Annotated in this window: 15 protein-coding genes; 1 reads left to right on the forward strand and 14 read right to left on the reverse strand. The window is 57.5% G+C overall.

The features are described 5' to 3' along the window. Nucleotides 1-35: 35 nt before the first annotated feature. From H8699_RS05770 to H8699_RS05795, 6 genes are all read right to left on the reverse strand, one after another. Nucleotides 36-581, reverse strand: a complete 546-nt coding sequence (locus H8699_RS05770; RefSeq protein ID WP_249284861.1) for an NADH peroxidase — start codon at nucleotides 579-581, stop codon at nucleotides 36-38. A gap of 78 nt (nucleotides 582-659) precedes the next feature. Next, nucleotides 660-1373: a glycerophosphodiester phosphodiesterase gene (locus H8699_RS05775; protein WP_147517848.1), complete on the reverse strand. Its 714-nt coding sequence runs from the start codon at nucleotides 1371-1373 to the stop codon at nucleotides 660-662. 111 nt (nucleotides 1374-1484) lie between these two features. Further along, nucleotides 1485-2549 carry a nicotinate-nucleotide--dimethylbenzimidazole phosphoribosyltransferase gene (cobT, locus tag H8699_RS05780; protein ID WP_249284862.1) on the reverse strand — a complete coding sequence of 355 codons (1065 nt, stop codon included), beginning with the start codon at nucleotides 2547-2549 and terminating at the stop codon, nucleotides 1485-1487. 17 nt (nucleotides 2550-2566) lie between these two features. Then, nucleotides 2567-3055 (reverse strand): DNA-deoxyinosine glycosylase, encoded by a 489-nt coding sequence (locus tag H8699_RS05785; RefSeq protein ID WP_249284863.1) that lies wholly within the window; start codon nucleotides 3053-3055, stop codon nucleotides 2567-2569. Next, nucleotides 3052-4284 (reverse strand): phosphatase PAP2 family protein, encoded by a 1233-nt coding sequence (locus H8699_RS05790; protein WP_249284864.1) that lies wholly within the window; start codon nucleotides 4282-4284, stop codon nucleotides 3052-3054. Before H8699_RS05790 ends, H8699_RS05785 begins: the two co-directional genes overlap by 4 nt. Nucleotides 4285-4322: 38 nt before the next feature. Then, nucleotides 4323-5552 (reverse strand): MFS transporter, encoded by a 1230-nt coding sequence (locus H8699_RS05795; RefSeq protein ID WP_249284865.1) that lies wholly within the window; start codon nucleotides 5550-5552, stop codon nucleotides 4323-4325. Between the two features lie 291 nt (nucleotides 5553-5843). Between H8699_RS05795 and metA the strand changes: the two genes are divergently transcribed. Further along, the gene (gene metA, locus H8699_RS05800) at nucleotides 5844-6761 is read left to right on the forward strand and encodes a homoserine O-acetyltransferase MetA (RefSeq protein ID WP_249284866.1); all 918 of its coding nucleotides are present in this window, start codon (nucleotides 5844-5846) and stop codon (nucleotides 6759-6761) included. Between the two features lie 53 nt (nucleotides 6762-6814). On the opposite strand, the gene H8699_RS05805 is transcribed toward metA, so the two are convergent. From H8699_RS05805 to purE, 8 genes are all read right to left on the reverse strand, one after another. After that, nucleotides 6815-8146, reverse strand: a complete 1332-nt coding sequence (locus H8699_RS05805) for a thymidine phosphorylase (protein ID WP_249284867.1) — start codon at nucleotides 8144-8146, stop codon at nucleotides 6815-6817. A gap of 80 nt (nucleotides 8147-8226) precedes the next feature. Beyond that, complete coding sequence (purD, locus tag H8699_RS05810; RefSeq protein WP_249284868.1) at nucleotides 8227-9486, reverse strand: phosphoribosylamine--glycine ligase; 1260 nt, start codon at nucleotides 9484-9486, stop codon at nucleotides 8227-8229. 15 nt (nucleotides 9487-9501) lie between these two features. Next, nucleotides 9502-11040 carry a bifunctional phosphoribosylaminoimidazolecarboxamide formyltransferase/IMP cyclohydrolase gene (gene purH, locus H8699_RS05815; RefSeq protein WP_249284869.1) on the reverse strand — a complete coding sequence of 513 codons (1539 nt, stop codon included), beginning with the start codon at nucleotides 11038-11040 and terminating at the stop codon, nucleotides 9502-9504. 17 nt (nucleotides 11041-11057) lie between these two features. Continuing rightward, a complete protein-coding gene (gene purN, locus H8699_RS05820; protein WP_249284870.1) occupies nucleotides 11058-11684 on the reverse strand; it encodes a phosphoribosylglycinamide formyltransferase in 627 nt (208 codons plus the stop codon). After that, a complete protein-coding gene (gene purM, locus H8699_RS05825; RefSeq protein ID WP_249284871.1) occupies nucleotides 11675-12706 on the reverse strand; it encodes a phosphoribosylformylglycinamidine cyclo-ligase in 1032 nt (343 codons plus the stop codon). Before purM ends, purN begins: the two co-directional genes overlap by 10 nt. 11 nt (nucleotides 12707-12717) lie before the next feature. Further along, entirely contained in the window at nucleotides 12718-14154 is a 1437-nt protein-coding gene (purF, locus tag H8699_RS05830; protein ID WP_249284872.1) for an amidophosphoribosyltransferase, read from the reverse strand. Next, nucleotides 14155-14874 (reverse strand): phosphoribosylaminoimidazolesuccinocarboxamide synthase, encoded by a 720-nt coding sequence (gene purC / locus H8699_RS05835; protein ID WP_279230277.1) that lies wholly within the window; start codon nucleotides 14872-14874, stop codon nucleotides 14155-14157. After that, on the reverse strand, nucleotides 14871-15368 hold the full coding sequence (purE, locus tag H8699_RS05840; protein WP_138296000.1) for a 5-(carboxyamino)imidazole ribonucleotide mutase: 498 nt from the start codon (nucleotides 15366-15368) through the stop codon (nucleotides 14871-14873). The genes purC and purE overlap by 4 nt, the downstream gene beginning before the upstream one ends. Nucleotides 15369-15399: the final 31 nt, after the last annotated feature.

Consider the following 15399-nt stretch of genomic DNA (forward strand, 5'->3'; position numbering starts at 1 on the left):
CCCAAAAGGGGTAAAGCGCCTTTTTCCATCATCGCTTACTTGAAGTAGCGGTTCAGCAACCCTTCAAAAGCACAGCCGTGGCGCGCTTCGTCCTTGCACATCTCATGCACGGTATCGTGAATCGCATCATAGCCCAGCTCTTTTGCGCGGGTGGCGATATCCTTTTTGCCCTGGGTAGCGCCAAACTCGGCTTCAACGCGCAGCTCCAGGTTCTTTTTGGTATCGGCAAACACCACTTCGCCCAGCAGCTCCGCAAATTTGGCCGCATGCTCTGCCTCTTCAAAGGCAATGCGCTTATAGGCCTCGGCCACCTCGGGGAAGCCTTCGCGGTCAGCCTGGCGGCTCATCGCCAGATACATGCCAACCTCAGTGCACTCACCGGTGAAGTTGTTGCGCAGCCCCTCCAAAACCTCGGGGTCCACATCTTTGGCAACGCCAATGCGGTGCTCATCCGCCCAAGCCCGCGCGCCCTCGGCAGCGGCCTGGAACTTCTCCTTCGGCGCCTTGCACTGGGGGCACTGCGCCGGCGGCTCAATACCTTCGTAAACGTAACCACATACACTGCATACCCATTTCTTCATATTTCGAACCTCCAACGAAATATTTTATTTCATTGCAGCTTGAGGCTGCAAAAAATAATCACCACATAATGTCTTATCTTAACGCATGCGCTCGCGCACTAAATCGGGATAATTCGTAATGATATTGTCCACGCCCGCAAAGAGCATATCGTCAATCACCTTGCAGGTGTTGACCGTCCATACATTGACGGCCACGCCTGCCTCCTGCGCCCTTTGCACCATCCCGGCGTTGACCGAACCGTATTGCGGGTGCAGCGCATCCGCCCCACAGCTTTTGGCGTATTGTTGAGCCTCATATAGATCGCAGCTGTACAGCAGCCCAACCGGGATCTTAGGATCTATCTCCTTGGCCCGGTGCATGGAGCGATGGTTAAAAGAAGAAAGGATGCAACGCTTCTCAAGCCCATAATCATACAGCGCGGCGATCACCTTTTCCTCCATCCCCGCATAGGCGAACACGTTGTTTTTCAGCTCGATATTGACGCCCATATCGTTCTCCGCTGCAATGCGCAGCAGATCCTCCAGCAGCGGCAGGCGCTGCCCCGGATGCCCCTTTAAAAAGCCCGCATCCAGCTTAGAAAGCTCGCTGTAGGTCATCTCGCAGACCAGCCCGTCAAAACCGGTGGTGCGCAGCACGCTTTCGTCGTGGCAGATCACCAGTTTCCCATCTTTTGACAGGTGCACATCCGTTTCAATGGCATCCGCCCCCATCTCAGCCGCTTTTTCAAAGGCTAAAATGGTATTTTCAGGATATAATCCGCTGGCGCCACGATGGGCCATGATCTTGGTCATCTTTTCTCCCCCCCAATATCGGCTTTCTCTAGCCCCATTATATGCCTTTTCAAAGCGCGCAATCAACACCAAATTTCAATCGTTCACACTTCGTTCATATATTCGCCCGGCCTATTCCCGGATATCCACCAAACTGCCCGCATCGATATTGCCTTGGCTAAACGTTCCCATCTCCCGCATGACGGCCATCGCCGCGTCGATCACGGCAAAGGCCAGCGGACAGCCGCTGCCCTCGCCCAGACGCATATCAAGGTGGATCATAGGCCGCAGGCCCAGCGCTTCCACAGCAAGGGCATACCCTGGTTCAAATGAACGGTGGGAAGCGATAAGATAGTCTCTCAGTTCCGGCAATAAGCGGCAGGCCGCAAGGGCGGCTACGATGGAGATATATCCATCCACCACTGCCGGTATCCCATTTACGCCACAGGCGATATAAGCCCCCGCCATGGCGGCAATATCTAACCCGCCGACCTTGGCAAGCACCCCAATAGGGTCCTGCGGATCGGGCTTGTTGACCTCAAGGGCACGTGCAACGCACGCTCTTTTCTTCTGGAAAGCCGCCTCGTCAACACCGGCCCCTTTGCCCACGGCCCGGGTCACCTGCGCACCCGTCAACGCGCAGAGTACCGCCGCCGAAGTGGCGGTATTACAGATTCCCATCTCGCCGATGCCCAGCAGGCGCACGCCGCCCCGGATCAGTTCCTGCGCCTGGTCAAACCCGGTCTGCATCGCTTCTAACGCCTGCTGGCGGGTCATTGCCGGGCCTTGTGCAATACTGGCAGTGCCCTTGCAGACTTTGCGCGCGATTAAAAACGGGTGCAAAATGGGCGCTTTGATGCCCACATCCACCACACGCAGCCCCGCATTGGCCCAGCGGCACAGTACGCTGACGCCTGCCAACCCATTTAAGATATTCAGCGTCTGCGCCGCGGTGACCTCTTGGGGCACCGGGGATATGCCTTCGTCCCAAATGCCGTTATCGGCCGCAAACACCAGTACCGCCCGTTTACTATAATCTCCCTTCACTACGCCAGTGATCCCGGCCAGGCGGACCGCCAGTTCCTCCATCCCGCCCAGCGCGCCGATGGGCTTGACCAGATCGTCCAGGTGCTCCCGCGCCGCATCCATCGCCTGCATGCAAAGCGGCTTGATTTTTATTTTCTCAATATCGAACACAAGATCCTCTCCCTTGCCTAAATCTCTGCCGCATCCCGCACCGCCATCCACGCCTCCAGCTTCACCTCGCGGCGCTGGGTATTGGCCGGGCTGGTAGAGGGCAGCACAGCATAGTCTATATCCTCCCTGCGGCCGATTTTATCGTATAGCCGCTGGGCCGTCTTTCCGTTAAAAAACACGTATTTTATCTTGGGATATGCCGCAAACAGCCCTTCAAAATCATTGGTCTGCACATCCCGTATGGCGCTGTCCAGGCTACCCTGGCGCAGGCAGCTGCCGGCGACATCCCACAAGGCCACATGATGCCGCAGCGCCAGTGCCAGCCTTTGCGGATAATCCTCCGGGCATATTTCGCCAAACACCTGGGCGAGCAGCGGCCAAAACTGATTCTGCGGGTTGCCATAATACTGCGCTTTGGCCAGGGAAGCCGCGCTGGGCATCGTCCCTAAAATCAACACCCTGCAATCTGCGTCGATCACCGGCTCAAATGAGTAAAGCCGGCTCATCTCTTTTTCACCGCTATCCCTTCTACGATCCAGGCCTCGACGGCCAGCTCCGCCCATTTTTCCGGAACCAGTAGATAATCCGTATCGTACGTGGAGAGCGCAAACACCGGAATATGCTGCCGCGCCAAAATCCCCGTGAGCTTGGATAGGATCCCCACCAGCCCGAAATCCAGCACTCCGTCGATCTTGAAAAGCGTAAAATCATGCTCCACAGCCTGCGGCGCCGGGGTAAGCTGCCGCAAAAAATCCTGCCGGCAAACCACGGAGGTCTCCGCCTCTGTATGCGTAACGGAAACAAAGCCAGGCAGCGACTGCAAACCCTCCAAGGCAGTACCCGGCGCGAAACGGGCGACAGCGTATTCCCCTTGCTGCTGCGTCAGCTCTAAGGACATCCGCTTGCTCCCAGATGTCATGCGATGGATCAGGTACGGAATGCCTAAAAACACGCCCGTACCCATGGCCACGTACTGAACAAAAGCGCTAAGCGGCGCATCCGGCAAAACGGCCTTAAGCCCGGCTTTGATCACGAACGCGGCGGCCAGCCCGCAGGCGACGGCTACCAGCCGGCGCAAACCCGCGCCCTGGCAGTTATAATCGATCCATTTCATTTCGATGGGCATGCAGAATGCCAGCGCAAACAGCAGGCCGCCCAGCTGTATGGCCGTGTGTCCGCCGCCAAACAGGGCTAAAGCTCCGCCGGGCAGCATCAGCCACAGCCCGCGCCACCCCTGGTCCAGTTTCGCTTTATCAAACAACCAGGGGCAAAACAGCGCGCACAGGATGCCCAGCGCGGCCCCGCACAGCACATCCTGCAGGGTATGTAGCCCCAGGTACATCCGCGAGATGGCCACCAGCACGATCAATCCCGCCGCGACGATCCAGGCCCAACGCTTTGCGATGCGCCTTGCTAAAAAGGTATAGGCCACCGCCGCGCTTTGGGTATGCCCGCTGGGAAAGGAATACCCTCCCGCCGATTCTGTGTAGATCGACCGGACGCCCGGCGCGCCGATGGGCCGGGGCACCCGGAATATATTTTTCACCGCGGTGTTTAGCCCCGCGCTGATCAACAGCGTAAAGACCAGTTTATAGCCCGTGCGCTTCTCATATCCCCACAGAAAAAATGCAGCCAGTAAAATGACCAGCATTTCCTCTCCCAACTTTGATACGCCGATGAAGATCACATCCAGCGCCGGGTTGATAAACTGCTGTAGCCATAAAACTGCCTGCATGTAAATACCTCGATCAAATTATTGCAGCGCCTCTATTTTCAGGAGGCCAAATGCTGCCCCCCCTTGCGGCGAACCCTGCGCACCAGCAGCACCGCCTGCACCACAATATTCATCATAAGCGTCATGATGGCTAAAATCAAGAAGGTATCGCGCAAACCGATGGTATTGCTGACGCTACCGCCCAGCCAGGACCCCAGCGCATACGCCAGGCCATTGCCGATCATGGCCAGGGCCGTCTGCCCGGTGGAAAGAAACTCCCGCGGTACGGTATTGTTCATAATCGCCACCGCGCTGTAGCTCATGCCGATAAAGCTGATGCCCTGAAGCATCTGGGCGAAGATAAACATGCCCACGCTGTGAGCAAAAAACATCATCAGCATGCGGATCCCCGTCATAAACCCGCAAAACAGCAACAGCTTATACTCGCCAAAGCGGGCGACCAGTTTGTTAAAGAACAGAAATACCGGTATTTCGCTGACGGCTGCCAGCGCACCGATCATGGCGATCATATCGTTGCTGATCAGGTTCTCCTTCATGTAAACCGAGTTAAAGGAGATGAAAAACCCGCTTCCGATATGGGTAATCAGGCAATATCCCAGCAGTAACAGGATCTGTTTGTTTTTGAGCAGCTGCATAACGCCGCCGGACTTTTTGATGCTCTCAGGCTCCTGCACCGGCTCTGAAGGGGTAATCGCCGGCTGTACGCGCTTCATCTTGGGCAGCAGGAAGGTGATCGCCACTCCCAAACCTACGGCGATGGCATAGGTTTGGAAATACCGCTCCAGCCCGGCGCCGACCACGTAGGCGCTAAAGGTACCTACCAGCGCGAACCCCAGCGTACCCATCAAGCGGATCACCGGGAAGTTGGCCCGCGTGGCGTTGCTGTACTCCAGGCACACGCCGTCCAGCATGGATTGGGAGGTGTTGTTGAACGCGGCAAAGGCGATGGTCAGCGGCAGCACATACATATATGCCGTGCTGATGGGATACAGCAGCGTTAAAAGCGCTGTAGCCAGTAACACCAGCCGAAAGATCTTGACCCGGCCGAATTTATCGCTGATATAGCCAAACATAGGCGCGAAGATCAACGTGGCAATGGGGCCGATAGCCTGGAGGATGCCGATCTGCTCCACCGAATAGCCGATCTGCCCGTAGTAAATGCCGATATAGGGATAATAAAAAGCCCGGCCGCCATAATACACGGCCTGAAGGATAAAATAGTAAAACAGGTATCTCTTATTTTGTAAATCAACCGTCGTCCGATCCACGCGCGAAATTCCCCTCTCTTAAACTCACCTGGATTAGTAATGGGCCAATAATAATCAACAAAAAAGTTTGCCGCTCCCCCGCAGTGCAAAACAGGATATGACAGAATCCACCTCATCTATTTTATCCTGTTGCTGCGCACTTGTAAATCGTTAAACACAATTCTTTATTAACACTGCTAAATTTCATAATTCCATCAAATTCTACAAGTCTCGCACCCGTCGCCGCGCTTGCAGAGTTTGGGCATTTATGCTATCCTTTCTTTTATTAGTTCTATTCTCGGGAGGAATAATATGCCGGTCAAAATCGCGGATAATCTACCCGCTGTACAAACGCTGACACAGGAAAATATCTTCGTCATTACGGAAAGCCGCGCTTCCCACCAGGATATACGGCCTTTGCGCATCGGGATCATGAACCTGATGCCGGATAAGATCAGTACGGAAACGCAGCTGCTGCGCGTGATCGGCAATACGCCGTTGCAGGTCGAGGTCGTTTTGTTGCAGCCGGCCAGCCATACTTCGCGCCATACGCCTTTTGAGCATCTCTCCGCTTTTTACCGCACCTTTGAAGAGGTCAAAGACGAAAAGTTTGACGGGCTGGTCATCACCGGCGCGCCGGTCGAAGAGATGAATTTTGAGCAGACCGATTACTGGACGGAGCTGCAGACGGTGATGGACTGGGCGGATCACCACGTCTTTTCTATCCTGTACATCTGCTGGGCCGCGCAAGCCGGGCTTTATCACCACTTTGGCATACCCAAGTATTCGCTGCCGGAAAAGATGTTCGGGGTATTTCCCCATACGGTTTCCAAGCCCAACGTGCCCCTGCTGCGCGGGTTTGACGATATCTTCTGGGCCCCCCACTCCCGGCATACCGAGGTGCGCCGCGAGGACATCGAAAAGGTGGAAGATCTCACGATCCTGGCCGAAAGCCAGGAAGCCGGGGTCTACATCGTCGCCTCCAACAATGGCCGGCATATCTTTGTGACCGGGCATGCGGAATACGACCCCGATACGCTAAAAAACGAGTACCTCCGGGATCTAGACAAGGGGCTTTGCATGCATCCGCCTAAGAACTACTTTATCGATAACGACCCGGAAAAGCCGCCGCTGGTCACCTGGCGCAGCCACGCTAACCTGCTCTATAACAACTGGCTGAACTATTACGTCTATCAGGAAACACCCTTTGATCTGGCGCAAATCGACTAAAAACTTTAATATAGTAAATAAAAGGAGAGGTTTTCCCTCTCCTTTTTTTTGCCCTATTTTGTGGGATGGAAGCCTGACTCGTCCACCCAGCCATAACACAGCGGCGGCACTTGCGCCGGGCTTTCACGCAGCGTTACGGCGGATAATAACGCCGCCTGCGCGGGTGCCAAAAGCGCCTCATCCGATGCAAACAGCGTGGCCAGCGTTTCCCCGGGGGCGAGCTTTTGCCCCAGGCGCGCGCGCATCAAAAGCCCGGCCATGGGATCGATGGCGTCCTCCTTTTTTCTTCTGCCCGCGCCCAGCAGCAGGGCCGCGTGTCCGATGCGTTGGGTATCGATGGCGCTGACATACCCTCCGGATGCGCTCTTTACATCCAACCGGCAGGCCCCCTGCCCCAAGCGCTCGGGACGCTGGATGACCCGCGCGTCGCCGCCCTGGGCTGCGATCATCTCGCCCAGCTTTTCCAGCGCCCGCCCGGAGGCCAGCGCCTCATCGAGCGCGCGTTTACAGCTTTGCGCATCTGGATAAACCCCCGCGGCCAGCAGCATGTTCTCCGCCAGCATCAGGCTGACCTTGCGCAGGTCGCTCTCGGCGTGCTTACCTTGCAAAACCTCAATGCCTTCCGCCACCTCGATGGCGTTGCCCACCGCGCGGCCAAGGGGCTGATCCATATTGGTCAGCAGCGCCCGTGTGCTGCGCCCGTGGCCCTGGCCGATCTTGACCATGGCCTGCGCCAGCGCGATGGCATCATCCAGCTCCTTCATAAATGCGCCGCTGCCCACCTTAACATCCAGCACGATAGCCTTGGCCCCTGAAGCCAGCTTTTTAGACATGATGCTGGACGCGATCAGGCCCAGGCTATCGGTAGTAGCCGTCACATCCCGCAGCGCGTACAATATCTTATCGGCAGGGGCCAGCTGTGCGCTCTGCCCGGCCACCGCCAGACCGATCCGGCTGACCTGGGCGATGAATTGATCGATGGTAAGGCCGGTGCGCATGCCTGGAATGGCCTCCAGCTTATCGATAGTGCCGCCGGTATGCCCCAAGCCCCGCCCGGACATTTTGACCACGCGCCCCCCGCAAGCTGCCACCAGCGGCCCTGCGATCAGCGTCGTCGTATCCCCGACCCCGCCGGTGGAGTGCTTATCTACCGGTATGCCGGGTACCATGGATAGATCGACCTGATCGCCCGACGCGGCCATCTCCCCCGTCAGATCTGTGATCTCCTCCATATCCAGTCCGCGGAAATAGATCGCCATCAGCAGCGCGCTGGTCTGGTAATCCGGCACACCGCCATCCATCACGCCCTCTATCCAAAAGGCCAATTCTTCCCGGGTCAGCCGTCCGCCGTTCCGCTTTTTTTCGATGATCTCTACGATATTCATATATGCCCCCCATTAACATTGCTTGTTTAACCTTAGTATAACAAAAACGGGCCGCAATTCGCGGCCCGCCTGCAAAATAACTATTTCTTTCTGCCGATGTCCCTGCGGTAGTGCATGTTTTCAAAATGCACCCCTTCCACCGCCTCATACGCTTTGGCGATGGCTTCATCCATGGTATCGCCCAGGCAAGTGATGCCCAATACGCGGCCGCCCGCCGTTACCAGCTGGCCTGCCTCGTTGCGCGCGGTACCCGCGTGGAAGGCAATCGCACCGTTTTTCAGGTTCTCAAGGCCGGTAATCACTTTGCCGGAGGCGTACTTGACCGGATAGCCGCCGGAGGCCAGCACCACGCAGACTGCCGCCTGGTCGCTCCAGCCCAAGGTAACCCCGTCCAGTTTGCCGTCCAAAATGGCCTCGATCACTTCCAGCAGGTCCCCCTGCATCCGGGGCAGTACCACCTGCGCCTCAGGGTCGCCAAAGCGCGCATTATATTCCAGCGTTTTGGGTCCATCCTCCGTCAGCATCAACCCAAAGAACAGCACGCCCTTAAAGGGGCAGCCCTCCGCAGCCATGGCGTCTACCGTGGGCTGAAAGATCTCTTTCTGGCAGTAATCCGCCACCTCTTTCGTATACTTGGGCGTGGGCGAAAAAGTGCCCATGCCGCCGGTATTGAGGCCCTCGTCGTGATCCAGCGCCCGTTTATGATCCTGCGCGCTGGCCATGGGTACGACGGTCTTACCATCGGTAAAGGCCAGCACCGATACCTCCGGCCCGGTCATAAACTCCTCGATGACCACGCGGTTGCCGGCCTCGCCAAACTTTTTGTCCAGCATCATTTCCCGCACCGCCGCACAGGCTTCTTCATAATCCTGCGCGATGATAACGCCTTTGCCCAGCGCCAGCCCATCCGCCTTCACTACAATGGGGAAACGCTGCCCCTTAAGGTAGGCAATGGCCGCGTCGGCGTCCTCAAATACCGCATACCCCGCAGTTGGGATATGGTATTTACGCATCAGCTCTTTGGCAAATACTTTGCTGCCCTCGATGCGCGCCGCCGCTTTGTTGGGGCCAAAGACGCGCAGGCCCGCCGCCTCAAAGGCGTCTACCATGCCTAGCGCCAGGGGATCATCCGGCGCAACAAAGGTCAGGTCGATCTGCTCCTCCCTGGCAAAGCGCACCATGCCCTCGATATCCGTAGCCTTGATGGGCACGCACGTGGCGATCTGGGCGATGCCCGCATTACCCGGGGCGCAATACAGTTCCGTTACGCGGGGCGATTGGCGCAGCTTCCAGCAAATCGCATGCTCCCGGCCGCCGCCGCCTACCACTAATACCTTCATCTTCTGCCTCCAGGTTTAATGTTTAAAATGGCGCATGCCGGTAAAGACCATGGCGATGCCCGCCTCGTCGCAGGCCTTGATGGAATCCTCATCCCGAATCGACCCGCCCGGCTGGATGATCGCAGTGATGCCAGCGGCCGCCGCGGCTTTAACGCAATCGTCAAAGGGGAAGAAAGCATCCGAGGCCAGCGCCGCGCCCTTAACGGCTTCGCCGCTGCGCTCAATGGACTGCTCCACCGCCCAAATACGGTTGACCTGACCGGGGCCGATGCCCAAGGAATGGCCATCCTTGGCGATAGCGATGCCGTTGGACTTGGTGTGCTTGACCAGCTTCCAAGCAAAGATCATATCCTGCATTTCCTTTTCGGTGGGCTGGCGCTTGGTGACCACCTTCAGCTCATCCCCCAGCAGTTTCAGATCCATCTCCTGGACCAGCAGGCCGCCGGCAACCTTTTTCATATCCCATGCGGGCTGCGCCAGCGGCTGGTTGATAGAGGCCAGCTCCAGCAGGCGGATATTCTTTTTCTTGGTCAGCACGGCCAGCGCCTCCGGCGTAAAGGAGGGCGCCACAATGATCTCCAGGAATATCTTGGCCATCTCTTTAGCCGTATCCTCATCCACCTGCGCATTGGTCACCACGATACCGCCGAAGATGGAGACCGGGTCGGCCTCATAGGCCGCCTTATAGGCCTCATATACGGTATCCGCGCTGGCCACGCCGCAGGGGTTGGCGTGTTTGACCGCCACCACCGTCGTATCGCTGAACTCGCGCAGCAGATCCAGCGCGCCGTTGGTGTCGTTGATATTGTTGTAGGAAAGCTCCTTGCCGTGCAGCTGTTTGGCGTCCGCCAAGGTGCCCGGGCGCTTGCCGATCTCTTTATAAAATACCGCGTTCTGGTGCGGGTTCTCACCATAGCGCATATCCTGGGCCTTTTCAAAGGTCAGCGACAGCGTCTCGGGGAAGGTGATGCCCACCTGCTCGCGCAAATAGGTGGAGATCAGCGTATCGTAAGAGGCGGTATGCTCAAACACCTTATAGCAAAGGCGCAGCTTGGTCTCAAGGCATACCTCGCCATTTTGCCGGATCTCATCGAGCACGCCGGCATAGTCCGCCGGGTCCACCATGACGGCCACGTCCTGCCAGTTTTTCGCCGCGGCGCGGATCATCGTGGGGCCGCCGATGTCGATATTCTCGATGGCCTCTTCCCGGGTCACACCCGGTTTCTGGATGGTCTGCTTGAAGGGATACAGATTGATGGCGACCAGGTCGATGGGCTCGATGCCCAGCTCCTCGATCTGGCGCATATGCTCAGGATTGCCGCGCATGGCAAGCAGCCCCGCATGGATGCTAGGGTGCAGGGTCTTGACCCGCCCGTCCAGGCACTCGGGGAAGCCCGTTACATCCGAAACATTGGTCACAGGGATCCCAGCCTCGGCAATCGTCTTGGCCGTGCCGCCGGTGGAGAGGATCTCGATCCCCAGATCGTGCAGCGATTTTGCCAGCTCCACGATCCCCGTCTTATCCGAAACGCTGATTAACGCACGCTTGACCATTTTTAAATTTAGCCTCCTTATTCCTCGATCCATACCCTGCGCCCTTGGACGCGGAGCTTATCCTCTAAAAACAGCTTGGCCGCCAGCGGAAAGATGCGGTGCTCTACCTGCAGCACGCGCGCCGCCAGCGCGTCGGCATCATCTCCCTGCAAAACCGGTACGGTATCCTGTAAGATGATCGGCCCGGTATCCACGCCCTCCTCCACAAAGTGCACCGTAGCGCCGGAAACCTTGGCGCCATAGGCCAACACCGCCTCGTGCACATGGTGGCCATACATCCCCTTGCCGCAAAACGAGGGGATGAGCGCCGGATGGATGTTGATGATCCGTCCCCGGTATTTTTCCACCGTCTGCCTGGGGACAATGCCCAGGTAGCCCGCCAGCAGGATCAGGTCGGGCTTTGCCTCGTCGATGGCGCGGTGACGCGCCTGGTCACAGGCGGCGTCGCTATCAAAATACCGCTTGGGCAAGGCGATGGCCTCAATGCCGTTTGCCCGTGCGCGCTCCAGCGCATAGGCCTTGGCTGCCGAGGAGATGACCCGGACGATCTGCCCCGGGATCTCCCCTGCGGATATCCCATCCATCACCGCCTGCATGTTGCTGCCCCCGCCGGATACCATCACCACGATTCGCTTTAGCGGCACAGCTCTACACCTTCCTGTCCGGGCGCTACAACGCCGATGCGGTAGGCCTCGATGCCCAGCTCGTCTTTAGCGAGGGTCAAAATCTCGTCGGCGTGAGAGGAAGGCACCGCCAGCACCATGCCGATGCCCATATTAAAGGTATTGTAGATGGAACGCTCCGGAATATCCCCTAGCTTTTGCAAAAGGTTAAAGACCGGCAATACCGGCCAGGAACCCAAGGTGATATCCGCATGGGTAGACTTGGGCAGGATGCGCGGAATATTCTCGATAAATCCACCGCCGGTGATATGCGCAATGCCGTGGATATCCGCCTTTTCGATCAGCGCAAGGATCTCCTTGACGTAGATCTTGGTGGGACGCAGCACCTCTTCGCCCCAGGTGCAGCCCAGCTCCTCATTATACTCGTCGAGCTTGGCCCTATCCTCTCCCACCAGCTTGCGCACCAGCGAGTAGCCGTTGGAATGGATACCGGAAGACGGCAGGCCGATCAGCACATCGCCCACCTGTACCCGTGCGCCGCTGATCGCCTTTTCCTTATCCACGATGCCTACGGCAAAGCCGGCAATATCATACTCATCGCCATTATAAAAGCCGGGCATTTCCGCCGTTTCACCGCCGATGATCGCCGCGCCGGACTGCCTGCAGCCCTCAGCAATGCCCTTGACAATATCCGCTACCTTCTGCGGTTGGGTCTTGCTGCTGGCCATGTAGTCCAAAAAGAACAGGGGCCGCGCGCCCTGGCAAACGATATCGTTCACGCACATCGCCACCGCATCAATGCCGATGGTATCGTGCTTGTCCATAATAAAGGCATATTTGAGCTTGGTGCCCACGCCGTCCGTCCCCGCGACCAGCACGGGCTCCTTCATCGTCTCTTTGGCCAGAGAATAAAAACCGCCAAAAGAACCCAGTCCGCCCAGCACGTTCTCGTTGAGCGTCCCGGCCACATGCTGCTTCATCAGGCGTACGGCCTCGTAACCGGCCTCTACGCTGACGCCCGCATCTTCATACGTTATTGCCATGAAAGGGCCTCCTATTTTTTACTTTTGCAAACACACTCGCAGGTTTCTTTTACATCCATGGGATATTCGCCGGTAAAGCAGCCCATGCAAAAGCCGCAGTTGCCGTATTCTACCGTGCGCTGCAACCCGTCGATATCCAGATAGGCCAGCGAATCCACGCCGATCATCTTGGCGATTTCCTCCACCGAGTGGTTGGCGCCGATGAGCTGATCCTTATCCGGTGTATCAATGCCGAAATAGCAGGGGCTGACCACCGGCGGCGAACTGATGCGCATATGCACTTGCCGCGCGCCAGCCATGCGCAGCATCTCAACGATCTGCAAACTGGTGGTGCCGCGCACGATAGAATCATCCACCAGCACGATGCGCTTGCCATGTACGTTGCGCCGCAGGGCAGCCAGTTTCATGCGCACGCCCTGCTCGCGCATGGACTGCTCCGGCTGGATAAAGGTACGGCCGATGTAGCGGTTTTTCACCAGTCCATCGCCATAGGGAATGCCGGAGGCCTTGGCGTAGCCCATGGCCGCGGGCAGCGCGGAATCCGGCACGCCCACCACCAGGTCCGCCTCGACCGGAGCGATCTGGGCCAGCAGGCGCCCTGCCTCATAGCGCGCATTGTATACGCCGATACCGTCCATGGTGGAATCGGTCCGCGCAAAATAGACGAACTCGAATACGCAAAGGGCGCTCTTATCCGCCGCCTTGGTCTGGATGGAATGGATGCCGCCATCGTCGATCATGATGATCTCGCCCGGGCGGATATCCCGGATGTATTCGCCCCCAAGCACCTCGATAGCGCAGCTCTCAGAGGCCAAAATATAAGAATTGCCCTTGCGGCCCAGGCAGAGCGGACGGATGCCGAACGGATCGCGCACGCCCACCAGCTGCTTTTCATTCATGGCCACCAGCGCATAAGAGCCGCGCACCCGGGCCATCATCTCGGGGATGGCTTCGGCCAGCGCCCCTTTAGTAGAGCGGGCGATCAGGTTGGCCATCACCTCGGAATCCACCGCCGTCTGGAAAATAGTGCCATCCTCCTCCAGCTCCCGGCGCAGGGTCACAGCGTTGATCAGATTGCCGTTGTGCGCCAGCGCCAGCTGCCCCTTGCGGGAGCGCACCACCAGCGGCTGGGCGTTGATCGCCAAATTCTCCGCCTGAGTGGAATAGCGCACGTGCCCAATGGCCACGCGGCCGTTGCCGATATTCTCCAGCGCTTCCTCGGTCATCACATCGGTGACCAGGCCCATATCCTTATGGTAGCGGATCCCGCCCTGCTCCCCGGCGATGGCCATGCCGCAGCTCTCCTCGCCGCGGTGCTGCACCGAGTGCAGCGCATAATACATGCTGCCCGGGATCGGTAGGTCGCCCGCGTTATAAATGCCGACCACGCCGCACTCTTCCGGCATCCGGTCGGTATAGGGTTTCAATAAGCGAAAATCGTTTGTCATTTATTTCTCTCCACCCATTAAACGATGTAAGATCTCCTGATAAGCCTCTTCTACATTGCCCAGGTCCCTGCGGAAGCGGTCCTTATCCAGCTTTTCGCCCGTGCGGGTATCCCAGAAGCGGCAGGTATCCGGAGAGATTTCGTCCGCCAGAATAATATCGCCCTTAAAACGGCCAAACTCCAGCTTAAAGTCGATCAGTTCGATATTCATGGTCTTGAGATACTCGCCCAGGTACTGGTTGACCTTAAAGGACATATCCGCGATCTTGCCCAGCTCCTCGGGGGTGGCCAGCTCCATCGCATAGGCATGATACTCGTTGATCATCGGGTCGCCCAGCTCGTCATCCTTATAGCAATATTCAAGCACAGTGTGGGCCAGGTGCGTCCCCTCCGGGATGCCCAGGCGCTTAGACAGGCTGCCCGCCGCGATGTTGCGCACGATCACCTCGATCGGAACGATCTTTACGCTTTTAACAATGGTCTCCCGCTCGCTGATCTCCTCGACAAAATGAGTGGGGATGCCCTTGCCCTCCAGCATCTTAAAAAGGTGGTTGGAAACGCGGTTGTTCACCACGCCCTTGCCCACGATGGTGCCCTTTTTCAAGCCGTTAAAGGCCGTGGCGTCGTCTTTATAATCGACGATGACGTAATCCTCGTTGTCCGTGGCAAAGACCTTTTTGGCCTTTCCCTCATAGAGTTGCTCGCCTTTTTTCAAATTCATAATAACTCTACCTCCTTTTGTACCGTCATTTCACCCTGATCCACAGCTTTAGACATCTTGGCCCGATAGTTGCGCAGCATCGGCACCAGTTCATCATAGCGGAGCGAGAGGATCTGCGCCGCCAGAATCGCAGCGTTTTCGCTGCCGTTAACGCCCACCGTCGCCACGGGGATGCCGTTGGGCATCTGAACGATGGACAGCAGCGAGTCCAGCCCGTCCATAAAGCTGGATTTGATGGGCACGCCGATCACCGGTAAATTGGTGTACGCAGCGATAACGCCCGGCAGATGCGCGGCCTTGCCCGCCGCAGCGATGATGACCTCGATCCCGCTGGTGCGCGCGGACAGCGCATACTCCTGCACCCGGGCGGGCGTGCGGTGCGCGCTCATCACATGCACATCCACATCGATCTTAAACTCGTGCAGCAGCCGGATCATATTCTCCAGCGCCGTAAAATCGTTGCTGCTTCCCATAATAACGCCAACTTTGGGCATCGTTCGCTCCTCCTTTTTAATTCCAAATCCA

The sequence above is a fragment of the Luoshenia tenuis genome (assembly GCF_014384745.1).
Lineage (GTDB): Bacteria > Bacillota > Clostridia > Christensenellales.